This window comes from Nitrobacter sp. TKz-YC02 (assembly GCF_049852135.1).
GTDB lineage: Bacteria > Pseudomonadota > Alphaproteobacteria > Rhizobiales > Xanthobacteraceae > Nitrobacter > Nitrobacter vulgaris.
Map to the genome: position 1 here is coordinate 1422359 of NZ_CP180728.1, position 24851 is coordinate 1447209.

22 protein-coding genes, 1 tRNA gene and 1 pseudogene are annotated in these 24851 nt (G+C 60.3%); 12 read left to right on the plus strand and 12 right to left on the minus strand.

Annotation, left to right across the window (positions count from 1 at the left end; translation table 11 throughout):
• The first annotated feature begins 9 nt into the window (after window positions 1–9).
• From ACM561_RS06635 to ACM561_RS06655, 5 genes are all read left to right on the plus strand, one after another.
• Window positions 10–1914: a potassium transporter Kup gene (locus ACM561_RS06635; RefSeq protein WP_425908925.1), complete on the plus strand. Its 1905-nt coding sequence runs from the start codon at window positions 10–12 to the stop codon at window positions 1912–1914.
• Window positions 1915–2041: 127 nt separating this feature from the next.
• Window positions 2042–3967 carry a potassium transporter Kup gene (locus ACM561_RS06640; protein ID WP_425908927.1) on the plus strand — a complete coding sequence of 642 codons (1926 nt, stop codon included), beginning with the start codon at window positions 2042–2044 and terminating at the stop codon, window positions 3965–3967.
• 81 nt (window positions 3968–4048) lie between these two features.
• A complete protein-coding gene (locus ACM561_RS06645) occupies window positions 4049–4408 on the plus strand; it encodes a rhodanese-like domain-containing protein (RefSeq protein ID WP_425908929.1) in 360 nt (119 codons plus the stop codon).
• 6 nt (window positions 4409–4414) lie between these two features.
• Window positions 4415–5578, plus strand: a complete 1164-nt coding sequence (locus tag ACM561_RS06650; protein ID WP_425908931.1) for an aminotransferase — start codon at window positions 4415–4417, stop codon at window positions 5576–5578.
• Window positions 5579–5591: 13 nt separating this feature from the next.
• Window positions 5592–6707 carry a polyamine ABC transporter substrate-binding protein gene (locus ACM561_RS06655; protein WP_425908932.1) on the plus strand — a complete coding sequence of 372 codons (1116 nt, stop codon included), beginning with the start codon at window positions 5592–5594 and terminating at the stop codon, window positions 6705–6707.
• A gap of 50 nt (window positions 6708–6757) precedes the next feature.
• Here the strand turns inward: ACM561_RS06655 and ACM561_RS06660 are convergent, their stop codons facing one another.
• The 8 genes from ACM561_RS06660 to ACM561_RS06695 all read right to left on the minus strand — a co-directional run bounded on the left by ACM561_RS06660 (window position 6758) and on the right by ACM561_RS06695 (window position 13893).
• Window positions 6758–7690, minus strand: a complete 933-nt coding sequence (locus tag ACM561_RS06660) for a lipid A biosynthesis lauroyl acyltransferase (RefSeq protein ID WP_425908934.1) — start codon at window positions 7688–7690, stop codon at window positions 6758–6760.
• Between the two features lie 12 nt (window positions 7691–7702).
• The gene (locus ACM561_RS06665; protein ID WP_425908935.1) at window positions 7703–8983 is read right to left on the minus strand and encodes a beta-ketoacyl-ACP synthase; all 1281 of its coding nucleotides are present in this window, start codon (window positions 8981–8983) and stop codon (window positions 7703–7705) included.
• A gap of 28 nt (window positions 8984–9011) precedes the next feature.
• Window positions 9012–10217: a beta-ketoacyl-ACP synthase gene (locus tag ACM561_RS06670; RefSeq protein ID WP_425908937.1), complete on the minus strand. Its 1206-nt coding sequence runs from the start codon at window positions 10215–10217 to the stop codon at window positions 9012–9014.
• Window positions 10210–10683, minus strand: coding sequence for a 3-hydroxyacyl-ACP dehydratase FabZ family protein (locus ACM561_RS06675; protein ID WP_425908938.1), 474 nt, complete (start codon window positions 10681–10683; stop codon window positions 10210–10212). The genes ACM561_RS06670 and ACM561_RS06675 overlap by 8 nt, the downstream gene beginning before the upstream one ends.
• 10 nt (window positions 10684–10693) lie before the next feature.
• Entirely contained in the window at window positions 10694–10975 is a 282-nt protein-coding gene (locus tag ACM561_RS06680; RefSeq protein ID WP_011510017.1) for an acyl carrier protein, read from the minus strand.
• Between the two features lie 188 nt (window positions 10976–11163).
• Window positions 11164–11505, minus strand: a complete 342-nt coding sequence (locus tag ACM561_RS06685) for a hypothetical protein (protein ID WP_425908940.1) — start codon at window positions 11503–11505, stop codon at window positions 11164–11166.
• A gap of 222 nt (window positions 11506–11727) precedes the next feature.
• Window positions 11728–13488 carry an ATP-binding protein gene (locus ACM561_RS06690; protein ID WP_425908942.1) on the minus strand — a complete coding sequence of 587 codons (1761 nt, stop codon included), beginning with the start codon at window positions 13486–13488 and terminating at the stop codon, window positions 11728–11730.
• Between the two features lie 331 nt (window positions 13489–13819).
• Window positions 13820–13893, minus strand: a tRNA-Gln gene (locus tag ACM561_RS06695).
• Between the two features lie 505 nt (window positions 13894–14398).
• Between ACM561_RS06695 and ACM561_RS06700 the strand changes: the two genes are divergently transcribed.
• The 4 genes and pseudogenes from ACM561_RS06700 to ACM561_RS06715 form a co-directional block, all read left to right on the plus strand.
• A complete protein-coding gene (locus tag ACM561_RS06700) occupies window positions 14399–14761 on the plus strand; it encodes an ArsR/SmtB family transcription factor (protein ID WP_425908944.1) in 363 nt (120 codons plus the stop codon).
• Window positions 14762–14806: 45 nt separating this feature from the next.
• The gene (arsC, locus tag ACM561_RS06705) at window positions 14807–15232 is read left to right on the plus strand and encodes an arsenate reductase (glutaredoxin) (RefSeq protein WP_425908946.1); all 426 of its coding nucleotides are present in this window, start codon (window positions 14807–14809) and stop codon (window positions 15230–15232) included.
• 9 nt (window positions 15233–15241) lie between these two features.
• Window positions 15242–16297 carry an ACR3 family arsenite efflux transporter gene (gene arsB, locus ACM561_RS06710; protein ID WP_425908948.1) on the plus strand — a complete coding sequence of 352 codons (1056 nt, stop codon included), beginning with the start codon at window positions 15242–15244 and terminating at the stop codon, window positions 16295–16297.
• Window positions 16297–16596: pseudogene (locus ACM561_RS06715) on the plus strand (NAD(P)H-dependent oxidoreductase); the annotation flags it as partial. The gene arsB and the pseudogene ACM561_RS06715, both read left to right, overlap by 1 nt.
• Window positions 16597–16757: 161 nt before the next feature.
• On the opposite strand, the gene ACM561_RS06720 reads toward ACM561_RS06715, so the two are convergent.
• Both ACM561_RS06720 and ACM561_RS06725 read right to left on the minus strand, forming a co-directional pair.
• A complete protein-coding gene (locus tag ACM561_RS06720; protein ID WP_425908949.1) occupies window positions 16758–19889 on the minus strand; it encodes a multidrug efflux RND transporter permease subunit in 3132 nt (1043 codons plus the stop codon).
• 1 nt (window position 19890) lies between these two features.
• The gene (locus tag ACM561_RS06725) at window positions 19891–21039 is read right to left on the minus strand and encodes an efflux RND transporter periplasmic adaptor subunit (protein ID WP_425908951.1); all 1149 of its coding nucleotides are present in this window, start codon (window positions 21037–21039) and stop codon (window positions 19891–19893) included.
• 355 nt (window positions 21040–21394) lie between these two features.
• Here ACM561_RS06725 and exbB point away from each other — a divergent pair, with 355 nt between their 5' ends.
• From exbB to ACM561_RS06740, 3 genes are read left to right on the plus strand one after another with little or no spacing between them, the layout of a single operon-like run.
• Window positions 21395–22351: a tonB-system energizer ExbB gene (gene exbB, locus ACM561_RS06730; RefSeq protein WP_425906551.1), complete on the plus strand. Its 957-nt coding sequence runs from the start codon at window positions 21395–21397 to the stop codon at window positions 22349–22351.
• A 3-nt stretch (window positions 22352–22354) separates the two neighbouring features.
• Window positions 22355–22825 carry a TonB system transport protein ExbD gene (exbD, locus tag ACM561_RS06735; protein ID WP_425906550.1) on the plus strand — a complete coding sequence of 157 codons (471 nt, stop codon included), beginning with the start codon at window positions 22355–22357 and terminating at the stop codon, window positions 22823–22825.
• Between the two features lie 2 nt (window positions 22826–22827).
• Window positions 22828–23622, plus strand: a complete 795-nt coding sequence (locus tag ACM561_RS06740) for a TonB family protein (RefSeq protein ID WP_425906548.1) — start codon at window positions 22828–22830, stop codon at window positions 23620–23622.
• Between the two features lie 57 nt (window positions 23623–23679).
• Here ACM561_RS06740 and ACM561_RS06745 read toward each other — a convergent pair whose 3' ends face one another.
• The gene (locus ACM561_RS06745; protein ID WP_425908952.1) at window positions 23680–24114 is read right to left on the minus strand and encodes a hypothetical protein; all 435 of its coding nucleotides are present in this window, start codon (window positions 24112–24114) and stop codon (window positions 23680–23682) included.
• Between the two features lie 29 nt (window positions 24115–24143).
• Window positions 24144–24827, minus strand: a complete 684-nt coding sequence (locus ACM561_RS06750; RefSeq protein WP_425908954.1) for a site-2 protease family protein — start codon at window positions 24825–24827, stop codon at window positions 24144–24146.
• Window positions 24828–24851: the final 24 nt, after the last annotated feature.

The window sequence follows — 24851 nt, forward strand, 5'->3', positions numbered from 1 at the left end:
CACGATACCATGGCCGTCAGCGATCCAACTGCCGGAGCCAAAGGCGAATCTTTGGCGAAGACGAGCGGCCTTTGGGCATTATCGCTCGGAAGTATCGGCGTGGTCTTCGGTGATATCGGAACGTCGCCCTTGTACGCTTTTCGCGAGGCTGTCGATCACGCCGCGCAACAGGGCGCGGTGACGCCTGCGATCGTGCTCGGTGTGCTGTCGCTGATCCTGTGGTCGCTCTTTATCGTTGTGACTGCGAAATACGTTCTCCTGCTGCTGCGTGCCGACAACAACGGGGAGGGCGGAACGTTGTCGCTGATGGCACTCGGGCAGCGAGCGCTGGGACGGCGGAGTTTGCTTCTGCTGGCGCTCGGCGTGGTCGGCGCCTCAATGTTCATCGGCGATTCCATGATTACGCCGGCGATCTCGGTGTTGTCCGCTGTCGAAGGATTAAAACTCGCCGCGCCGGGGCTCGAGGATTACGTCGTTCCACTGACAGTGGTGATTCTGATTATGCTGTTCGCGGTGCAGAGTCACGGCACCGCGCGGGTTGCTTCGGCGTTTGCTCCGGTGATGGCGCTGTGGTTCGTGACGATTGCAGTCCTCGGCGTTCTGCACATTCACGAGGATCCGAATGTGCTGTTGGCGGTGAATCCCTGGTACGCCATTCACTTCCTGCTTAATCACGGTGTGCTCGGTCTCGTCATCATGGGCCTGGTCTTTCTGTCGGTCACGGGCGGCGAGGCATTGTACGCCGATCTCGGTCATTTCGGCCGCAAACCAATTCAGGTGGCCTGGTTTTGTCTGGTGTTGCCATCGCTGCTGCTGAACTATTTCGGACAGGGGGCGCTGATCCTCGCCCATCCCGACGCCATCGATAACACCTTCTACCGTCTGGCACCCGCGCCGTTGATCCTGCCGCTGGTCATTTTGGCGACCGGCGCCACAGTGATCGCCAGTCAGGCAGTCATTACAGGCGCCTATTCGCTGATCCGTCAGGCTGTGCAACTCGGCCTGCTGCCACGCTTCGAGGTGCGCTACACATCCGAGACCCATGCCGGTCAGATTTACCTGCCGCGCGTCAACATGCTGTTGCTGATCGGCGTGCTGATGCTGGTGCTGTTATTCCGCACCTCCAGCGGCCTCGCGTCCGCCTACGGGATAGCCGTATCCACCACGATGGTCGCCGACGGCATCATGGGCTTTGTTGTTGTCCGGAAGCTGTGGAACTGGCAGGCAGCGACGGCGACGGCTCTGGTTGCCCCGCTTGTCGTTGTCGACATGATGTTTTTCAGCGCCAATCTGCTCAAGCTGTTTGATGGGGCATGGGTGCCGCTTTTGTTCGGCATCGCCATGGTGGTGCTGATATGGACATGGCGCCGTGGCGTGGCGATTCTCATCAAAAAAACCAGGCGCATTGAGGTGCCGCTTCAGGATCTCATTCAAAGCCTCGAAAAGCGGCCGCCGCACATCGTCAAGGGCACAGCGGTGTTTCTGACCAGCGATCCCGACTTCGTGCCCACTGCGCTTCTACACAATCTGAAGCACAACAAGGTTCTTCACGAACATAACGTCATCCTGACGATCGAAACCGCGCAAACGCCCCGCGTCGATCCCGCCGAGCGTGTGCGCATGGAAAACATCAGCGAAAAGTTCTCGATTGTCACCCTCCGCTTCGGCTTCATGGAATCGCCGAATGTTCCGAAAGCTTTGGTGATTGCGCGCAAGCTTGGCTGGCAGTTCGATATCATGTCGACTTCGTTTTTTGTCTCGCGCCGGTCGTTGAAGGCGTCCGCACACTCGGGAATGCCTGCCTGGCAGGATCGGTTGTTCATAGCGCTGAGCCGGTCGGCCAACGATGCCATCGATTATTTCCAGATCCCGACCGGGCGCGTTGTCGAGGTAGGAACGCAAGTCATCATTTGACCTCCATGGGGCATCATGCGATTTTTACATAACTGAGGCCTAAAATTAGGATGTGCCATGCGTTAGGTGCGGGGCTATAAGCCGCGCGCTTTGCTTATGCAGTGAAGTTTTTCGAGGCCTTCATCCCATGACGAGTGACAATGCAGTTTCTGCCGCGGCGACGCCGGCAGCGAACGGATTTGGCGATACCCATTCCACGGCCGGCTTCAAGGCGTTGACGCTCGGCAGCATCGGGGTGGTCTATGGTGATATTGGCACCAGTCCGCTTTACGCGCTCCGTGAGGCGGTCGTTGCCTCCGGCGCCACGGGAAGCGCGGCGGGTCCGCAAGTGGTGCTGGGTGTCCTCTCGCTGATCTTGTGGGCCCTAATTATCGTGGTGACGCTGAAATACGTCCTGATCCTGCTGCGGGCGGACAACCACGGCGAGGGCGGAATCCTGGCGCTGATGGCGCTGGCGCAGCGCGCCGCGAGCCGGCGTGGGGCAACTGTTGTGCTGCTCGGCATCATCGGCGGTGCGCTGTTCTATGGGGATGCCGTGATCACGCCGGCGCTGACGGTGCTGTCGGCGATCGAAGGTATCAAGCTGGCCACCTCGGCACTGGATCCGTATGTAGTGCCGATCACGGTGATTATTCTGCTGGCCTTGTTCGCAGTCCAGTCACGCGGGACGGCGCGCGTCGCCACTTTTTTCGGACCTGTGATGTGTGTCTGGTTCGCAGTCATCGCCGCTGCGGGCATTCCACAAATCATGCAGCATCCTGAAGTCTGGCTGGCGTTTAATCCGCTCTACGCAACCACATTCATGATGCATCACGGCATCGTCGGCTTCATCACGCTTGGCGCCGTGTTTCTGGCGGTGACCGGTGCCGAGGCGCTCTATGCCGACCTTGGCCACTTCGGCAAGCGGCCGATTCAGACCGCGTGGCTCGCGATCGTGCTGCCGTCGCTCGTGCTGAACTATCTCGGACAAGGTGCGCTTTTGATCGCCCATCCGGAGGCGATCGAGAATCCGTTCTTCCTCTTGTTCCCTGCGTGGTCGCTGGTTCCCGTCGTGATCATGGCGACCGTCGCTTCGGTGATTGCAAGTCAGGCCGTCATTACCGGCGCCTATTCGCTGACGCGTCAGGCAATCCAGCTAGGACTGCTGCCGCGATTTGAAATCCGCCACACCTCGGAGGCGCATTCCGGCCAGATCTACATGCCCCGCGTCAATATGATGCTCGTCATCAGCGTTGTGCTGTTAGTGCTGATGTTCCGTTCGTCTAGCGCGCTGGCGTCCGCATACGGCATCTCCGTTACGGGAACGATGGTCGTCACCGCGATGATGGGATTTGTCGTCATCTGGAAGGTTTGGCGCTGGCCGGCGGTCGCAGCTGCCGCCCTGATTGCGCCCTTCCTGTTGCTTGATCTCACTTTCCTCGCGGCAAATCTGTTAAAGGTCTTCGATGGCGGTTGGGTGCCGCTGGCGCTTGGCGCGATCGTGATGCTGCTGATGTATACGTGGCGTCGCGGTAGCCGGCTTTTGTTCGAAAAATCCCGCAAGCTCGAATTTCCGCTGCTCGATCTGGTGACGATGCTGGAAAAACGGCCGCCGCAGCGTGTGACTGGGACCGCCGTGTTTCTGACCAGCGACCCGAGCTGCGCTCCGACCGCGCTGATGCATAGTCTGAAACACTACAAGGTGCTTCACGAGAAAAATGTCATTCTCACCATCGAGACCGCGCCGACCCCGCGGATCGAGCCGCACGACCGCGTGCGGCTGGAGCAGATCAGTGCCACGTTTTCGCGCGTGACGCTCCGCTTCGGCTTTATGGAAAGTCCCAACGTCCCGAAATCGCTCGCCATCGCGCGAAAGCTCGGTTGGCAGTTCGATATCATGGCGACGTCGTTTTTCCTGTCGCGACGGTTGCTGAAACCATCCGCGCAGTCCGGAATGCCGCGCTGGCAGGATCGTCTGTTCATCGCGCTGAGCCGGTCGGCCAACGATGCGACGGATTATTTCCAGATTCCGACCGGGCGCGTTGTCGAAGTGGGAACGCAAGTCATCATTTAGAGTGTGGCGGCGCTTGATTTTATGGGCGCAAGGGGCGACCTTGCGCTGCCGGAGAGCGGACGAGCAGCGGGCGAACGCCCAATGCAAAGCGCAAGGGAGACTGCGTTGGCGGATCAGAATTTTGTTGTTCACGATTTGTCGCCGGAAGAGGTGTCGAAAGGTATTGCCGACGGCCGCTACCTGCTGGTCGACGTGCGCGAGCCGAACGAGGTCGTGGCGGAGGCCTTTCCGGACGCGGTCGTTGTCGCTCTGTCGGCCTTTGATCCTGCGGCGATTCCCGACCCGCAGGGCAAGCAGGTCGTATTTGCCTGCCGCTCCGGCAAGCGCTCGGTGACTGCTTCGCTGGCGGCGCAGGAGGGAGGCCTTGCTTACGACAAGCATCTCGCCGGCGGGATTCTTGGATGGAAGGCGGCAGGATTGCCGACGCGGCCTGGCGGCTAAGAGTTGATGCTCTCGATGAACAAGGTCTTCGCCGACCTGCCGGTTACCATTTTCGAGACGATGTCGCAGCTTGCGCGTGACAACGACGCGATCAATCTCGGGCAGGGTTTCCCCGACGATCCCGGTCCGGAGGATATCCGGCGCGCGGCGGCAGACGCCGTTCTCGACGGCTACAATCAATATCCACCGATGATGGGAATTCCAGAGTTGCGGCAGGCGATCGCCGCTCACTACCACCACTGGCATGGCCTCTCGGTCGATCCGGCGACCGAGGTTATGGTCACCTCTGGCGGCACGGAAGCGTTGACCAGCGCCATTCTTGCCATGGTCGAGCCTGGCGACGAGGTCATCGTTTTCCAGCCGGTCTACGACTCCTATCTCCCGATCATCAGACAGGCCGGCGGCATTCCGCGCTTGGTTCGTCTGGAGCCGCCGCACTGGCGGATCACGGAAGATGCGCTGCGCGGCGCTTTCACGCGCAAGACCAAGGCGGTGCTTTTCAACAATCCGCTCAATCCGGCCGCGGTGGTCTATCCGCGCGAGGATCTGGAGTTGCTGGCGCGGTTTTGCCAGGAGTTCGATGCGGTCGCGATCTGCGATGAGGTCTGGGAACATGTCGTCTTCGATGGCCGCGAGCATATTCCGCTGATCACCATTCCAGGTATGCGCGAACGCACTATCAAGATTGGCTCGGCCGGGAAGATATTCTCGCTCACCGGCTGGAAGATCGGCTTCGTCTGCGCCGCGCCGCCGCTGCTGCGGGTCACCGCGAAGGTGCATCAGTTTCTCACCTTCACGACGGCACCCAATCTTCAGGCTGCGGTTGCCTACGGCCTCACCAGGCCCGACGATTTCTTTTTCGAGATGCGCCGCGAGCTGACGCGACGCCGGGACCGTCTGACTTGTGGTCTTGAAGACATTGGATTTCCCGTACTGCCCTCACAGGGAACCTATTTTTTGACGGTGGACCTTGCGCCGCTCGGCCTCAATGAAACCGACCAGGCGTTCTGCAGGCGTATCGTGACGGACTATAAGGTCGCGGCGATCCCGGTTTCCGCGTTTTATGAACGGGATGCGATCACCTCGGTCGTGCGTTTCTGTTTCGCAAAGAAGGATGCCACGCTCGACAGCGCGCTGGAGCGCTTGTCCGACGCGATGCATGCTCTTTAGGACGATGCAAGCGATGATTCAAAATCGATACACATGGATCTCTGTTATCGGCGCGTTCGCGCTAGGCCTGGGCGTTTTGTCGACACCGCGCGCCGATGCCGCCGCGCGAGTCGTCAATTTCTACAATTGGTCGAACTACATCGCGCCGGGTGTGCTCGAGGCCTTTACTAAGGAAACCGGAATCGAGGTGGTCTACGACACCTTCGACGCCAATGAGACGCTCGAAACGCGGCTCCTTGCCGGCAAGTCGGGATATGATGTCGTGGTGCCAACGGCATACTTCCTACAGCGTCAGATCGGTGCGAATACCTTTCGGAAATTAGACAAGTCGAAGCTGCCGAATCTGGCCTCCGCTTGGCCGGAGGTGGTGAAGAAGCTCGCAGAGTACGATCCCGACAATCGGTATGCCGCGAACTACATGTGGGGTACGACCGGCATCGGCTACAACGTCAAAGCGGTGCAGCGCATTCTTGGACCCGACGGCAAGATCGATAGTTGGAATATCATCTTCGATCCGAACAAGCTCGCAAAGTTCAAGGACTGCGGCATTCAGATGCTCGATTCCGCGGATGATATCTTGCCTGCGGCGCTCAACTTTCTGGGCTTCGATCCGAATTCGACAAAAAAGAACGATCTCGAACAGGCGGCGGCTCTCGTTAGTAAGATCAAGCCCTATGTCCGAAAATTTCATTCCTCGGAGTATTTGAACGGCCTTGCCACTGGCGAGATCTGCCTGGTCGTCGGCTGGTCCGGCGATATCAAGCAGGCCCGAAGCCGCGCGGCGGAGAGCCATAACGGTGTCGAGATCGGCTATGCGATTCCGAAAGAAGGCGCGCAGATGTTCTTCGACAATCTGGCCATTCCCATGGATGCCAAGAACGTCGCTGAAGCCTATGAATTGATCAATTATCTCTATCGGCCTGACGTCGCGGCGAAGAATTCCGACTTCCTGTCTTACGCCAATGGCAATTTGGCCAGCCAGAAGCTGATCGATTCGAAAATCTTCGATGACAAAACGATCTATCCGGACAAGGCCGTGATGAAACGGCTGTTCGTCATCACTTCGCGCGATCCTGCAACCCAACGTTCGATCAACAGACTCTGGACGCGCGCAAAGACAGGGTGGTAGCAGGACACTTTACTTGCGACTAACCGGATTCCACCTAGCCGGAAAATGCTCTAGCGCCAGCGGCGGTGCAGCCACAGCCATTGATCGGGGTATTCGCGGATCCAGCCTTCGATCACCGAGGTGATGACCTGCATCGTTCCCTGCACGTCGATCTGCCCGGTTGCATCCCGCGCCGGTGTGATCTCGTCCGACAATTCGGCACGGAAGCGATGGCCCGGCAGGCGGATGATCCGCACGCCATGGATCGGGCATTCGATCTGCCGCAAGAGACGCGCCAGCGTGGGATTAGCCTTGGTCTTTCGCCCGAAGAACGTGACGTCGACGCCGTTGGTGAAATACTGGTCTACCAGCATGGCGACGTGCTGACCGTTTTGCAGCGCTTGCGCCAATCTGAAAGGGGCCTCGCGACCTGCCGGGATCAGCGTCCCCATATTGACAGAACGCAATTGTTCGATTGCGCGATCGGCCGATGCGATGTTCGGCCGGCGATACAAAATTGCCGCATTGAGCCCATGCGCGACGGCGGCGACCGCGGGCAGCTCCCAGTTGCCGAGGTGGCTTGCGAAAATCAGCGCCGGCTTGCCGTCGTCGCGTAGTCGCTCAAATAGCTTTTTGCTCTTTGGCTCGATTTCGACGCGGCCGTTTCCAAGACGGTCAGGATCAAGATCCCAGACGTGATCGAGATGAGCGAACTCCGCGCCGATCCGGCCAAGGTTGTCCCATACTCCGGTCAGAATCCTCTCGATTTCGTCTGATGACTTTTCGGGAAAGGCCGCGGTGAGGTTAGCGCGACCGATCTTCTGTTCGCGCAGCATCGGTCCGATCTTCTGCGTGATCCGGCCGAACAGATTTGCGGTTTTGATCGGATCGAAATAGCGCGTCGCTCGCAACAATCCGATCGTCAATGCGCCGATAGCGGCTCCACTCACGGGTTTGACCACGTCGCGCAGTCGGGCGCGGGTTCGAAGGAGGTGGGGGGGCATCAGAACTGGCCGTCACACCGGTTCGCGCGCCAGGATTAGCGACGCGTTCTGGCCACCGAATCCGAACGAGTTCGACATCACGGTGGTAATGCGCGCATCGCGAGCTGTATTGGGAACGACATCGAACGGGATCGCCGGGTCCGGTACGTCATAGTTGATGGTCGGCGGTATGCGTTGGTGCTCGAGCGTCAGGAGCGAAAACACCGCCTCGACGGCCCCCGCCGCCGAGAGGGTATGACCGACCATGGATTTGTTTGACGATACCGGGATCTGCCTGGCGCGCTCGCCGAATACGCTTGAGATGCCGAGATATTCCATCTTGTCGTTTTCGGGCGTGCCGGTGCCGTGTGCATTGATGTAATCGATCTGCTCGGTGGTCACGCCGGCGTCTGCCAGCGCGTTGCGAACGCATCCGATGATCGGTTTGCCGTCGGGGCTCGAGCGCGTGCGGTGGAAGGAATCGGCGAGCTCGCCGCATCCCGCCACGATGCCGAGGATTCTCGCGCCTCGGGCGGCTGCCGCCTCGAAGCTTTCGAGTACCAACGCGCCCGCGCCCTCGGCCATCACGAAGCCGTCGCGGTTCTTGGAAAACGGCCGTACCGCGGCCTGCGGAGGATCGTTCTGGGTCGACAGTGCCGACAGCAGCGAGAACCGGATCAGCGCTTCGGGATTGACCGAGCCATCGGTCGCGACGCACAGCGCTGCCTCGGCCTCGCCGCGGCGGATCGCTTCGACCCCGAGTTGAATTGCAGTTGCTCCCGATGCGCAGGCCGTCGAGAGCGAGATGGGCGAGCCCTTGGTGCCGAAGGTTTCGGCGAGATGGTCCGCAACGGAGCCGAACAGAAAGCGGCGATGATACCGTTTGAATTTGCCGCCGCCGCTGATCCGCAGCATCTGATCATAGTCGGTGTCGATACCGAGACCAATATCGCGGCCGAGCTCCTGGCGCTGCGGCCATTCGAGCTCGACCGGGGCGACGGCGAGAAACAGCGGGCCGGGAAAATCACCGACACGTCCGATCGCCGCCTGCGCGACGGCTTCCTCCGTCGCGATGTCCGCCAGCCTCTCCGAAAGATCGGTCGACGTGAACGGCTCGATCGGGACGAAATCGATGGTCCCCGCCATCGTGGTTCTCAGGCCGTCGGTCGGAAAACGTGTGATTGTCCTGATGCCGGATTCACCCGCGCAAAGTCTGGCCCAGTTGTCGGTTTTGCCGGAGCCGAGAGACGTCACGACGCCCATACCCGTGACGACGACGACGGGCCTGCCGGATTTGTCGCGCATTGCGGTCATGGTTCCCCCGTCGAATCCTTAGGTCGGCTCAGCTGATCGCCTCGACCAGCGCCATGCCTTCGCCGCGCCAGTGTCCGGCTCCGATCACGACAATCTGGGTCGGCGGCCTGGACATATCAATCTCCTCGCCCGATGGATGGGCAGGTGCGAACAACGCGCCGCGCGACAGCGATAACGCGGCGATGGCGAGACCCAGCGGAAACTGCGCTTCCATGGTGTGACCGAACATTGTTCCGGTCGCGCGGACCGGGATGTCCGGATGAGCACGGAGGAACGCACGCTCTTCCGAGGTGACCGGCTCGGCGCCGGTGGCGCCCGTGATGATCGCGGTGGCATTCGTGCGGCCGCCAAGTTTCGACCACAGCGATTCCAACGTCGATGCGGTGTCGCCAGAGCTTTTGCGCCGTGAATGATCGGCGACGACATTGGTCAGGCGCGCAAACGGCTTGGCGCCGCGGGCCTCGGCATGGGGGCGGGATTCAATCACCAGAAAAGCGCCGCCTGATCCGAGCGCGAAACCGCTGTTGTGCTCGCGCGCCCATACCGGCGCGTATTCGTTTTTCAGGTTGAAGTCGCCGAACTCGTAGAGGAGCAGCATATCCTTGCGCTCGCCGTTATGGGCAGCGCCGACCAGAACGATGTCGCTTTGACCGGCTGCAATTCGTGCGAGCGCGATGCGCACCGCATCGACGCCGGCAGCCTCTTCGCCCATGAATGTGCGCGACGAGCCGGTAACGCCGTGAACGATGGCGATGTTGCCGGCGAGAAGGTTGGACAACTGCGCCAGGAAGAGTGTCGGCCGGAGGTCGCTCATCAGCCGTTCATTGAGATAGCCGGGCGCGAAGTTGCCCTTCGTTTCCGCATTCAAAATTCCGGCGTCGACGACAAGGTCACGCTCGCCGCCGCCTGCGGCGACGATCATGTCCATCCGCGCCAGTATATCCGTGTTGCCTTTGACGCCGGCGGAATCGAGCGCCAGTCCCGCCGCGTACGTTCCGATGCGCTGCCAGGCTTCCATCTGGCGCTGGTCACCCTTTTTCGGAATCTGAGCATCGAAATTGACCGGAGCCAGCGGATGAACGACGTAGGGTGCGAAGCTCTTCTCGTCGGCATTGATACGCCGATGACTCAACGCCTCCCAATGAGCATCAAGGCCTTCGCCGAGCGAGGTGGCGAGTCCGATGCCGGTTATCCAGGTTTCGATCGGCGCTGAAGGCGGTGCTGTCTCAGCCATGAGCAAACATCTGTTGCGGAAACCCGATGCGTTTGGCCATGGTCTCCATGTAGCCACGCAAGTCGTCATTGGGAAAAGGCACCTGACGGAACGTCAGCGTCGCATTGCATTTCGGCTTTCCGCCGACGCGGACTTTCGCATTGGTGATGGTGAAACCGGAGCCTTCGTGAACGACGGCGGCCTCGATCGTCAACAATTCGCCAGGTGTAACGAACGTCCTCATCTTGGCTTCCTTAACCGCGGCCAGAAAGGGCATTCGCTCGAATTTGGTCAGCGCGATCAACAGCCAGCCGGAGGCTTGCGCCATCGACTCGATCAGGAGCACGCCGGGCATCAGGGGGTGTCCCGGAAAATGTCCCTCGAAGATGGTGCTTTCCCGGGGAACCTGCGCTTCGACTGTTATCGATCGCTCTTCCGTCCTTAGGTCGGTGATGCGATCGATCAAATGGAAATATTCGAGGTGCATGACCGCGTGATTACGCGCCCTTGGCGGCGACCAACTCGTCGATGCGCGCGCTGAGGTTTTTTAGGACGAAGTATTGTTCGGTGGTCGCCTTACCGTCGTTGACTTCCTGGGTCCATTTCTCCAATGGGAGCTTGATTCCGAAAGCCTTGTCGATCGCAAAAGCAATATCGAGGAAGTCCAGGCTGTCGATCCCCAAATCATCAATGGCATGGCTCTCGGGCGTAATCGTATCGCGTGGGATGTCGCAGGTTTCCGCAATAATGGTGGCGACCCGATCGAATGTGGAAGACATCGCTAAGCCTTTGATACATTGAAGAGTAGGTGCGCCACATAGGCGTACGACGCCGACGCCGTCCCCGCAAGGTCCGGTCCTTCGTGCCGAGCCCATATATCGGAGCGCTGTCCCGAGTTCAATGGTGGCGGGCATCGGAGAAGCCGTATTCCATAGCCGAATCAGTATGTTTCCTATTGTTGCCGTGTCTACGGTGGGGGTGTTGAGATGTGTGCACAACCCCGGAGCCCCATCTGGGCGCAATCCTGAATGGTGCGCAGATCGGCGATGTTCTTGGCCAACCACAGTCCGATGGCGATCAAGGCAATCGTGAAAGCCATTGCCGCCGTGTTTGCCAGCATCCGGTGACTGAAGTCGTCGGGTTGGTCGTGAGAAGGTCGACGCGGCGACTGATGGTCAGCCTTGTCCGGCGAGCGGGCGTCTGCGGCATTCGCCGGGGGACGGTGCCTCGGCAATCCCCCACGGCCACGCGGCCGGAACTGGAGCACCACGTGCTCTTCCTCCGACACCCTGGGCCGCTGTTTTCTCATCGGTGCTTGGTCCACAAGCTCCAGTATATTTTATCACGTCGCGCGCAATCCTGACACAGAAAGTCGTCCCGGCTGCGGCTGAAAATTAAGGAACAGACGCTCCCGCTGTCGCGCTGTAGCCACTGGCTGCGCCTGTTTGGGCAACCTCCCATCAGAAAGCCCGTCGTTCGGGTGCATGTTGGTGACGGCGTCGCGAAGAGCGCGGCGATGTCGCTACCCGCTCTACCGCAACGGCCTTTTCAGTAGCGAGAAGCGGTCGGGATCATGGCTGAGAGACGGCTGTAGCATCGGCGCGTCCAGCGGGCGTAACGCGGGTCGTTCCATGGGCGCCATGGGGGCGGGATCATGGGGCGCATCGCGATGCGAGGTCGCGCCGCGCCAGCGCTCCAGAACGGCATCCACGAACTGCATATCCTGGCCGCGACTGGCCGACGGCACCGTCGAGATCTTGGCTTCGCTGCGGGGCAACTGGTGCGCCGGGACTTCCTTGAAGCGCAGCCGGGTGGGAAGCGCGACGCCTTCGCCGAAAGCCAGCACCTCGCGGGTTCCGAGCGACGGCACGAACGAGAGCAGGTTAGCAGCCGCATCCGAGACCGCCGAACGCAAGAGCGACTGGTCGCGGTCGTTGGCAAGACGCATCGTGAATAGCGTGTTGCACTGGGAAATGATGGTGGCGTCGAGTTCGGCCGGGCGCTGCGTGACCAGACCAAGATAAACGCCGTATTTGCGGCCTTCCTTGGCGATACGGGAGATCGCCTTGCGCGTGGGGCCGAAGCCGATACTTCGGTCGGCCGACGCATAGCGGTGCGCTTCCTCGCAAACGAACAGCAGCGGCGAGACGCCATCGCTCCATAGACCGAAGTCAAACGCCATGCGGCAGAGAACCGACACCACGGAGTCGACAACCTCGGCGGGAAAGCCGGCAAGCTGCATGATCGTCATTTGCCTGCCGTTGGCAGGCAGACGGAACAGCAGGCTGACAACCTCGGCCATGGTGTCGCCGCCGACGTTGGCGTTGTCGAACATGAAGGCGTAGCGGGGATCGTTGCGCACGGTTTCGATGCGTGAGATCAGCTTGTGGTAGACGATACGCGACGAGCGGTTTTCCAGTCTGCCCATGCGCTCGTCGATCAGCGACATCATGTCGACCAGTCGATAAGGCACCGGCGTGTCGGCCGTGAAGCCGACGCTCTTGGGATCGATACGTTTGAGGCTGGCACGATCTGCGTGCTGATACTGCGTATAGAGTCCCTTCGCGATCGGGATCACCTCCGCAAGAACATCGAGCTCTTCCGGCACGCCGGGTCGGCCTCCAAACAGAACGTCGACGATTTCCTCGAAGTTGAACAGCCAGAACGGCAATTTCAGATTGCGCGGGTTCAGCACGAGGGCGTGATCGCCGAAACAGCGGCCGTACTCATTGTGTACGTCGAGCAGGAAGATGCGGAGATCGGGGCGAGATCTCACGATCTCGTTGATGAGCAGCGAAACGCCGCTCGACTTGCCGACGCCGGTCGAGCCAAGCACGGCGAAGTGCTTGCTGAGCATTTCTTCGACGTCGACAAAGGCTTTGACGGATTGATCTTGCTGCAACGTACCGACATCGATCTGATCCGCTCCGTTGGGCGCGTAAATGGTCCGGAGCTCCTGATTGGTGATCAGGTCCGCTAGATCATCGATCGCCGGATAGTTGGTGACGCCGCGCTGGAAACGCGGGCGGGGACCGGAGCTGTCAAGGATTTCGCCAAGCAGATCGACCGAGGCGCTTGCCATGAACTCATCAGAGGGCAGATTCTCGCAGGAGACCTCCGTAATCATCGCAACGATCGTGGAGGTCATGCTGCGCAGGCTGACGAACCGGCCGACGGTCGCGCGGGTCGCTGCCGGCGACATGCGGCCGGTCCTCAAAATACCCACGCGCGCCTGTGATCCCCGTACGGAAATGACACGTCCGAAGGAGCTTGCGGTAGTCGAATGAAGCATTTTTCTGATCACATTTCTTGTGTCGTGTGCTGCTGCAGCTTCAATGCTCGCATGGGTTATTGCAAAAAACTGTTAAGCCGAAGGTATCGATCACGTCCCTAGATCTGCCATGCGCGGCGACTGCCTGAATTGGGCGCAACTTTCTTCTTGCTGTTTTTATTGCAGAATTCAGCAGTGAGGGCGGCAGGCGGCGCCCTGGCTTTAGGGAGATTGGTTAACTTCGAAGGTAGTGCCGATAGAGTACCAGGGAGCGCGGGCGTATCCCGCAGGGGTCGATCTGTGCCGCTCGAGCTATCGCGCGACGAACGCGATTCAATCCTGGTTGGGTAGCTGGCTGGGGAACTAGGATTCGAACCTAGACAAACAGAGTCAGAGTCTGTTGTGCTACCGTTACACCATTCCCCAATTAAGCGATTGTTTTAACTTTCTTTTTTCGGAAAGCTTTGCGACGTCGCTCAAAAGTTTTGTAAGCCCGGCTATTTGCCCGCGTGATATAGCCGCCTCAATGTTCGTGGTCTAGCCCATAGGGCGGAAAGAGACGCCACTATTACCACAGCACGAGAGGGGTAGGGACACCCTTCAGATGGGCTCTCTATTTACGATTAATTGCAGCCGTTTCTGACCGTCGGCACCGACCTTCATCTGATCGCGGAAGTGCATGTAGTGCTCGACGTTCTGCCGTGACATGCCGATGTCGTTGGCGATCTGGTCGACCTCGTAGCCTTCAACTAGGGGTGGCGATCGTACCAGCGAAAATCCAGGAAACCCGCATAAAACCTAAAACCATCCATAGCCCTGCTTGATCCGCTGAAGGCGGCACTCGAAGTTGGAATTGCCGCAGAAGGACTGGCGCGCCACGAATTTCTCGTGTATTTATTATTTCAATAATAATTGAAATATTGAGATGATAATGCACGAAAGACAGGCCCTCGACGCCTTCGCCGCGCTCGCGCAGGAAACGAGGCTCCGCATCATCCGTCTTCTGGTGAAAGCGGGTCGCGAAGGGATGTCCGCTGGCGCCATCGGAGAAGCGATGGACAGCGCGTCCGCCTCGCGCATGTCCTTTCACCTCAGCCATCTCGAACAGTCCGGGCTTGTCGAATCTCGGCGCGAAGGGCGGTCGATCATCTACAGCGCGGCCTTAGTGACGCTCTCCAATCTTGTCGAATTCCTCATGCGCGACTGCTGCCAGGGCCATCCCGAGGTGTGCAATCCGGCCGTCGCCGCGCTGTCCTCCTGTTGCGAACCTGAGAAAGGCGCTTCCAATGTCTGATGCAGATCAATCCCCGCCTCGCAACAGCACGGCGTGAGGTCGATCATGGACGTCATCATCTATCACAACCACGACTGCGGCACGTCGCGCAATACGTTGGCGATGATCCGCAATTCCGGCATCGAGCCGCATGTCGTCGAATATTTGAAGACGCCGCCGTCACGCACGCTGCTGACGCAACTCATCGCGCGCATGGGCATCTCCGCGCGGGCACTTCTACGCGAAAAGGGCACGCCTTACGCGGAGCTTGGCCTTGCCGATCCGAAACTGACTGACGACCAGATTCTCGATGCCATGATGGCGCATCCGATTCTTATTAACCGGCCGATCGTCGTCAGCTCAAAGGGCGTGAAACTCTGCCGGCCGTCCGAAAACGTGCTCGATCTGCTGCCGCCGCAGCAAGGCGAACTCACGAAGGAAGACGGTGAGCGCGTTATCGACGAACAAGGCCGCCGAATCGCGACGGCGTGAGGAAAAATCATGTCTACTTTCGAACGCTATCTCACCTTCTGGGTTGCGCTTTGCATCGTCGTCGGCATCGGGCTCGGTCATGTGATACCAGGCGTGTTTCAGGCGATCGGCGTAGCGGAAATCGCCAAGGTCAACGTCCCGGTGGCCGTACTGATCTGGCTTATGGTCATTCCAATGCTGCTCAAGATCGACTTCGCCACGCTCGGTGAGGTTGGCCGACACTGGCGCGGTATCGGCGTGACGCTGTTCGTCAATTGGGCGGTGAAGCCGTTCTCCATGGCTTTGCTCGGATGGCTCTTCATCGGCTGGTTGTTCCGGTCACTTCTGCCCGCCGACCAGATCGACAGCTATATCGCTGGCCTCATCATCCTCGCCGCCGCGCCTTGCACGGCGATGGTGTTTGTATGGTCGAATCTGACGAAGGGTGAGCCGCATTTCACGCTGAGCCAGGTCGCGCTCAACGACGCGATCATGGTAGTGGCCTTCGCGCCGATCGTCGGGCTACTGCTAGGCCTGTCCGCGATCACCGTGCCATGGGGCACGCTGATCTTATCGGTGGCGCTCTACATCGTCATCCCGGTGATTGTCGCGCAAATCATCCGACGGCGTCTACTGTCGAGCGGCGGGCAGGCTACGCTCGACAGGCTGCTCGCGAAGCTCGGGCCGGTCTCACTGGTATCGCTGCTGGCGACGCTGGTGCTGTTGTTCGGTTTCCAGGGCGAGCAAATCATGGCGCAGCCGATGGTGATCGCGCTGCTCGCCGTGCCGATCCTGATCCAGGTCTATTTCAATTCCGGGCTCGCCTATTTGCTCAATCGAATCTCGGGGGAGCAACATTGTGTCGCCGGCCCATCGGCCCTGATTGGCGCGTCCAACTTCTTCGAGCTGGCCGTTGCGGCCGCCATCAGCCTGTTCGGTTTTCACTCCGGCGCGGCGCTCGCGACCGTCGTCGGTGTGCTGATCGAAGTGCCGGTCATGCTCTCCGTCGTGTGGATCGTGAACCGCTCCAAAGGTTGGTACGAGCGCGACGGTAAGGCGGTGGCGGTTGTGGAGGCGAACCGTTGATGTTGCCAAACCTACCTAATGTGGATGCCGATTGCATCGCTGTGCCGCGCATTGATCGACTGCGGGCAACACCCTCGACCCATCCGCCTCGTATTCTGTTGCTCTATGGTTCGCTTCGCGAGCGGTCATACAGTCGTTTCCTGACCCAGGAAGCCGAACGCCTGCTGAAGCACTTCGGCGCGGAAACCCGCATCTTCGACCCGCATGGCTTGCCGTTGCCCGATGGAGCGGCAATCGATCACCCGAAGGTGCGTGAACTGCGGAAACTCTCGCTCTGGTCGGAAGGCCAGGTCTGGAGCGGCACGGCGCCATGACACCGACCGATATTCCGAGCGCAAGGAAAGTGGGGAAGCTCTGATGCGGGCGATTGTTGCGGGCCTCCGCAGCCAGCACCGTTCGTGTAGCCCCTTGGCGAGTTTTGCAAATGGCTCAGAAGTGGGTTGCTGCCATGGCCCGCGCGCTATTCGGCCGCTTCCTTGATCGAGTTGTGGCTCGACAGGTTACGACCGCCACGGCTCCAGCGGGACAGCCAGTTGGAGAACTGGTCAAGATAGAGATAGACGACCGGCGTGGTGAAAAGCGTCAACGCCTGACTGACCAGAAGCCCGCCGACCATCGCATAGCCGAGCGGTTGACGAATCTCCGATCCAGTTCCGGTGCCCAACATCAGCGGCACGCCGCCGAGCATCGCGGCCATGGTCGTCATCATGATGGGCCGGAAGCGGAGCAGGGCGGCCTTGCGGATGGACTCTTCCGGTGACAAATGCTCTTCGCGCTCGGCCGCGATCGCGAAGTCCACCATCATGATGCCGTTCTTCTTGACGATGCCGATCAGCAGGATGATCCCGATCAGTGCGATCAGGCTGAAGTCGTAGCCGAACAGCATCAGCGTCGCGAGCGCGCCGACACCCGCCGACGGCAGCGTCGACAGGATCGTGATCGGATGGATGTAGCTTTCGTAGAGAATGCCAAGGATCAAATATACGACGATGAGCGCGGCCAGGATGAGCAGCGGAACGGTGCCGAGCGACTGCTGAAACGCCTGCGCGGTGCCCTGGAAGTTGCCGTTGAGGGTGGCGGGCGTACCGAGTTCTCGCATTGCATTCTGTATCGCGTCGGTTGCTTGTCCCAGCGCCACGCCTTGCGCGAGGTTGAAGCTGATGGTGATGGCGGGGAACTGGCCCTGATGGCTGATCGACAGTGGCCGCACCGGCACCGTCGTCCACTTGGCGAAAACCGAGAGCGGAACCTGTTCGCCGGTGAGCGGCGACTTGACGTAGATCTTGTCCAGCGTGTCGACTTTGCCCTGCAAGTCGGGAAGGATTTCGAGAATCACGCGATAGGTGTTGAGCTGCGTGAAGTATTGCGCGACCTGCCGCTGTCCGAAGGCGTCGTAGAGCGTATCGTCGATGAGCTGTGGTGTGACGCCGTAGCGGGACGCCGCGTCGCGGTCGATTGTGAACGTTAGCGTGGTGCCGTTGGTCTGTTGGTCGGTGGCGACATCGCGCAGTTGCGGCAGCGTCTGCAGCTTTTTCAGAACCTTCGGCGCCCAGGCATTCAGCTCGTCGAGATCGGCGTCCTGAAGCGTATATTCGAATTGGGTGCGGGTCGCGCGGCCGCCGAGCCGGACGTCCTGCGAGGCCTGAAGAAACTGTCGCGCGCCTTCCACCTGCTCGAGCTTCGGCCGTAGCCGCTCGATCACTTGCTGCGCCGACGCATCGCGCTCCTCCCGCGGCTTCAACGTGACGTACATGCGGCCGTTGTTGAGTGCGCTGCCGCCGCCGCCGATGAACATGGCGATGCTGTGCACGGCGGGATCGGCCAGCACGATCCCGCCAAGCTCCTCCTGCTTCTTCTTCATTTCCGCGAACGAGATGTCCTGCGCGGCCTCGGAGGTGCCGAGGATCATGCCGTTGTCCTGCTGCGGGAAAAACCCCTTCGGGATGATCACGAACAGGTAGATCGAGAGACCGAGCGTCACGAAGAACACGAGAAGCGTGGTGCGTCGCCAGCGCAGCACGAGATCGAGACCGCGGCGATAGGCGTTGAGTAGCGCATCGAAACCGCGCTCGCTGAGTTGGTAGAGCCGACCGTGCTTCACGCTGTCATGACTGCGCAGGAAACGCGACGCCATCATTGGGGTCAGCGTCAGCGATACGACGAGCGACACGAAAATCGCCATTGCCAGCGTCACCGCGAACTCACGGAACAGCCGCCCGATGATGCCGCCCATCAGCAGCAGCGGAATCAGAACGGCAATCAGCGAAATGCTGATCGACATGATGGTGAAGCCGATCTCGCCTGCGCCTTTCAACGCCGCCGCCATCGGCTTTTCGCCCTGTTCGATATAGCGGCTGATGTTTTCCAGCACGACGATAGCGTCGTCGACGACAAAGCCGACCGAGATCGTCAGCGCCATCAGCGATAGGTTGTCGAGCGAATAGCCGAATGGCCACATCAGGGCGCATGCGCCGAGCAGCGCCAGTGGGACGGTGACGCTCGGGATGATGGTCGCCCAGAAGTTGCGCAAGAAAAGGAAGATCACCATGATGACGAGGCAGATGGTGATGAGCAGGGTGATCTGAACGTCTTCGATTGCGGCGCGAATGGTGGTGGTGCGGTCGCTGATGATCTTGATCTTGATCGCAGGCGGGATCGCCGCGATCAGTCTGGGCAACTCCGCTTTGATCCTGTCGACGGTGTCGATGACGTTGGCGCCCGGTTGCTTGAAAATGATGAGGAATACGCCGCGCTTGCCGTTCGCCCACGCCGCCTGCTTGTTGTCCTCGGGGCCTGTCACCGCCCGGCCGATGTCGCGCACGCGCAGCGGCGCTCCATTGCGATAGGCGATGATCACGTCGTTCCAATCCTTCGACGCGGTCAGCTGATCGTTGGCATAGATGGTGTAGCTGCGCGTTCCGCCGTCGATGCTGCCTTTGGGAGCGTTGACAGTCGTCAAGGTGATCTGGCTGCGGATGTCCTCGAGCGACAGGCCCTTGGCCACGAGCTTCGCCGGATCGATCTGGATGCGGATCGCCGGTTTCTGCTGGCCGCCAACGAAGACCTGCGCGACGCCGGAAATCTGGCTGATCTGCTGCGCCATCTGGGCGTCTGTGTCGTCGCTCACCGTCGTCAGGGGCAGGGTGTCGGATGTCGCCGACAGCAACATGATGGGCGAGTCGGCGGGATTGACCTTGCGGTAGGTCGGCGGACTCGGAAGGTTCTTCGGCAACTGGCCGCTGGCGGCGTTGATTGCGCCCTGAATGTCGTTGGCCGCGCCGTCGATGTTGCGGTTGAGATCGAACTGGATCGTGATCGACGTCGACCCGATCGAACTGGTCGATGTCATCTGCGCGATGCCGGGAATCTGCGCCATTTGCCGCTCGAGCGGCTGCGCCACCGACGACGCCATGGTTTCGGGACTTGCGCCGGGCAGGTTCGCCTGGACCTGGATCGTGGGGAAATCGACCTGCGGCAACGGCGCGACCGGAAGCAGCGGGAAGGCTATCAGACCGACAAACAGAATGCCCGCCATCAGCAACGATGTTCCGATGGGATAGCGAATAAACGGCGCAGAAATGCTGTCGTTCATCCTAGTCGCCCGATGACTCGGAGCTCGCGATTGTCGCCGTCACGACCGATCCTGGTTGAACCCGATACTGTCCGGCGACAATAACACGCTCTCCCGGAGCGAGCCCTTTTTCGATGATGGTTTCGCCGTCGATCGACTTGCCAACCTTGATCTTGCGAAACTCAGCTTTGTTGTCTTCCTTTACTACGTAAGCATAAAGTCCGTCGGTTCCATGCTTGACCGCGTCATCGGGAGCCACGACGGCATCCTTCGTAGTGGACACTAGCAGACGGGTCGAGACCGATTGCCCGGGCCATAGGATATGATCCTTGTTCTCGAAAACCGCCTTGAGGCGGATAGTCCCGCTCGCGGTGTCGACCTGATTGTTAATTAGCGTCAGCGTTCCCTCGGAAAGCATCCTCTTGCCGTCGGGTGAGTATGCGACCGTCTTCGGCGGACCGGCCGCGATGGCATCCTTGATTTGCGGCAGTTGATCTTCCGGCGCGGTAAAAATCACGGCGATCGGCTCGATCTGCGCGATGGTGACGATGCCGGTCTGGGTTGAGGCATTGACGATGTTGCCTCGATCGACAAGACGGAAACCGGTGACGCCCGCAATCGGCGCACGGATGCCGGTGTAGTCAAGCTGGGTCTGTGCATTGGCAATCGCGGCTTCGTCCGCAGCGATCTGTGCGTTGAGCTGCTGCACCATCGAACGCTGAGTGTCGGTCTGCTTCCGCGTCGCGAATTCGCCGAGCTTGGTATAGCGCTGCAGGTCGAGTTCGGCATTGGCCAGATTGGCTTCATCTTGCGCTTTCTTGGCCTTGGCCTGGTCGAGCGCGGCCCGGTACGACCGCGGATCGACCAGGGCGAGCAGGTCGTTCTTTTCGACCAGCTCGCCCTCCTTGAAGGCGATCCGGTCGATCTGACCATCGACACGCGTGCGGACCACGACGGTGTTGAATCCCTGCACGGTTCCAAGTCCGGTCAGATAGATCGGAAAATCACCTTTGCGTACGGTTGCGATCCTGACCGGAACCGGCGGAACCTGTGCAGCGTTGCTGGTAGGCTCGTTGTGCTTTCCCACGCCGTGGTGCCACAGCGCGTAGCCGCCCATCACAGCGATCACCGCGACGAAGGACGTCCAACCGACAATTCGCGACCGGGACATGATGCTCGCGCCTTGGAAATTAGAGGCTTTCAAAAAATAGTCGCGCCGCCGTGGTATATCCGTGCGTATTGCGTGTAAACACACCATCCCTTGAAGTTCTAAGCAATCAGAAAGCTTTGGACGCTGTCGACCCACGCGGGGCGCGCCGATCTTGAAGGCGGTGGCGCCCGTGTTCCGTCTTTATTTCTGATAGCGGAGCATGGTAGGAGTGGCCGTACACGCAGCCTGTTTTTCGATTTGGACGGCGATACAGAGCCGTGTCGAACGCTTTGGGCTGATCTGATGGTCCCTGAAATGGTTAATTGGTCGGCATCTATGATCTTGTTTTCTGTTGAGCCGAGATGTGAACGCAGTGATGTTTAGAACGTCACTGAGGACGATTTCGCTTGCGGTCACGCTGACTGTCTTGTCGCTGGTTTCCCCCGCGATTGCGCAGCAGACCAGTGCGCCGCATCCGACGGCATCATCCGCGCAGACGCCGGCATTTTCTGCGCTGGCAACGACGGTTCAGGCGCCCTCGTCGGTCTCCAGCGCATCGGGACCGTCTTCCACCGAGGCCGCGCCGTCCCCCGCCGGTGACGCTGGCGCCAATCTGCTGGAGCAGGCGTCACCTCACGACCTGTCTCCGTGGTCGATGTTTATGTCGGCCGATATTGTGGTCAAGCTGGTGATGATCGGTCTTGCGTTTGCCTCGCTGGTGACGTGGACGATCTGCATCGCGAAAATGGTGGAGCTGTCGCTGGCGCGGCGCAAACTGGGCGCGGCGCTGACGCAGGTCAGCGAGTCACGCTCGCTGGCGGAAGCGCAGATGGCGCTTGGCGCCAAGGATGGCGTGCTGGCGTCGTTGCTGGCGTCGGCGATGCACGAGGCGCGGCTGTCGGCCGGAATTTCCAGCGACGCCGGCATCAAGGAGAGAGCGGCGTCGAACTTCGCTGAAATCGTCCGCGCTGAATCCCGTCGCATCCGGCTCGGCATGGGTCTGCTTGCGACGATCGGCGCGACGTCCCCGTTCGTTGGTCTGTTCGGCACCGTATGGGGCATCATGAACAGCTTCATCGGGATTTCGAAGTCGCAGACCACGAACCTCGCGGTGGTGGCGCCCGGCATCGCCGAGGCCCTGCTCGCGACGGCGCTCGGTCTGGTCGCGGCGATTCCCGCAGTCATCATCTACAATCACTTCGCACGCGTGACGAAAGGCTACGTCGAGCTGGTCAGCCGCGCATCGGGATCGGCCGGCCGGTTGCTGTCGCGCGATCTTGATCGTACGCATGTCGGTTCGATCGGCGGGGCGCGGTCGCGCGCGGCGGAGTAGGCGATGGGCGCATCGATTGCAGAAGGCGGCCTCGACGACGACGAGGATTACGCTGAAGCGCACGAGATCAACGTCACGCCGTTCATCGACGTCATTCTAGTTCTTCTGATCATCTTCATGGTGGCGGCGCCGCTGTCGACCGTCGATCTTCCGGTCAACCTGCCGACGTCGAGCGCGACACCGCAGAAGAAGCCTGACAAGCCGACCTATGTCAGCATCAAGGCCGATCTTGCCGTCGCCATCGGCGAGACCATGGTCAAGCGCGTCGATCTGGTGCGGACGCTGGACAGCACGCCGAACATAACCAAGGACAGTTTCATCTTTCTGCGGGCAGACCGCGCGGTGCCTTACGGCGACCTGATGGACGTGCTGGAGATCCTGCGCGCGGGCGGCTTCACGAAAATCAAGCTGGTTGCGCTCGAGGGTGTTCCGGACGCCCAGTCCGTTCCGGCCGCGGCTAGCGCAAAGCCCTGACCATGTCTGAGATCATCGCAGAGCCACCGCCGTCCCGCCGTCTTTGGGCTTTGTCAGCGGCTGCCGCGCTTGCGATCCATCTCGGTTGCGTGGCGCTGGCGGTGGCTCACATGCAAACCGATGAGTCGGACGATGATCTCGGCGCGCCGGCGATCGAGATCGGACTCGATCTGTCCTCGCCGCATCGTGAGGCGACCGACCTTCCGCCCGGGCCGGACACCGACGCATCCGTCGCCTCGCCCGCGCTTGCCGAGCAGAAGGCGGTCGAGAAGGAAACCGATCTGCCCAAGGACACGCCGACGGAGACCGATGAACCGGATCGGATCGTCACCGAGACCGACTCAAAAAAGCCGGTCGATGACGACCCCGAAAAGGCGGCGAAGCCGACGACGGCCTCGCAGGAATCGGCGGCCTCTGAAGCGACCGCGATGCCGAGCGTTGAGAATGCCCAGGAATCGGAGCGTTCGGTCGCGCCGCAGCAAGGCACCGGCGCAAGCGCGCGCCGAATCCTGGCCACCTGGCAGAAGGAATTGGTGGCGCATCTCGACAAGCACAAGCGCTATCCGCCTGAACACATCCAGAAAAACGTCGAGATTCTCGTCAACTTCGTGCTCGATCGCCTCGGCCATGTCGTGTCGGCCACCATCGTGAAGGGATCGGGTGATCCGGTCTTCGACAACGCCGCACTCGCCATGATGCACCGGTCCGATCCGGTGCCGCCGCCCCCGCCGCTGATCGCGGACGAAGGATTGAGCTTCACGCTGCCCGTCGTCTTCCGCGTCAAAGGCAAAGGATGAGGCCGCGATCGCTGGCGTCTGCGTCACAGCCAGCCGGATCGCGATGCACAGTCGCTATCATTGCAAAAGAAAATACCGGATGCCGACGTAAATCAGCGCAAGACAGATGAAGATCAGCGCAACCGGTACGCGCGGCCGTGTGTTCGCCGCGGAATTGGCCGCCGGCAGTGGTTGCGGATCGGGCCGTTTGAAGGCCATGACATTGCTTGTATCGATGATCGGGTCTTTTGGCATCGACTTGATGTCGGGCGCCGTGCCGGTGCCGCCCATGTCCACATAATAAGCCTTGTAAATCAGGTCGATGGTTGCCTCGCTCGCCTCTGCCTCCGGCATCGTTTCGACCAAACCCTTATAGCTCGAAAGGAATGTCAGGGCTTCGGCCGGAAGTGACGAAGAGCCATTCAGCTTCACCATCATTTTCCAGGTTGCGAAGTCGGCGCGTGCCTTGGTGTCGGCACGTCTTGCAATCATTTTGTCCTGCGCTTTGATCAATTGACTACGCCCCTTGCAACGCTCTTTTATTATATATTCCCGGTGACCAGCAAAAGAAGCTGTATCACATAACCGGTGACTGTTCTCACGATGGTGGAGATAAGGTCAAGATTGAGACCGAGCTGGTTGCCGAGCACCGGAAGCAGCAGGAGGGCCCCAATCAGTATCAGCATCCCGTAGGGTTCCAGGCGGGAGAGCGGGGCAGCCAGAACGTTCGGCAGCAGGCCGACCGCGACCCGTCCGCCGTCAAGTGGTGGAATCGGCAGCATGTTGAAGACCGCGAGAATGACGTTGATGATCAACGCATTCTTCAGATTGTCGGCCACCCATTGTGTGCTGTTGCCGGGAACCAGGCCGAGCCCGTGAAATGCCGATGCCGCGACGAGAGCCAGCAGGATGTTGGTGGCGGGTCCGGCAAGCGCCACCCAGACCATGTCCATGCGGGGGTGGTTCAAGTTTCGGAAATTTACCGGAACCGGTTTTGCGTAGCCGAACAGGAAAGGCGCGTGCGACAGCAACAGAATGCCCGGCAATATCACTGTACCGAAGGGATCAATATGCCTGAGCGGGTTAAAGCTGACGCGGCCGAGCTTCCAGGCGGTGTTATCGCCGAGCCGGTACGCGACGAATCCGTGCGCCGCCTCGTGAAAGGTGATGGCGATAACCAGCGGCAGCACCCAGACCGACAGCGTGTAGAGTGAAATGCCCGACAATCAACGACCTCGTTCGGGTGCGAC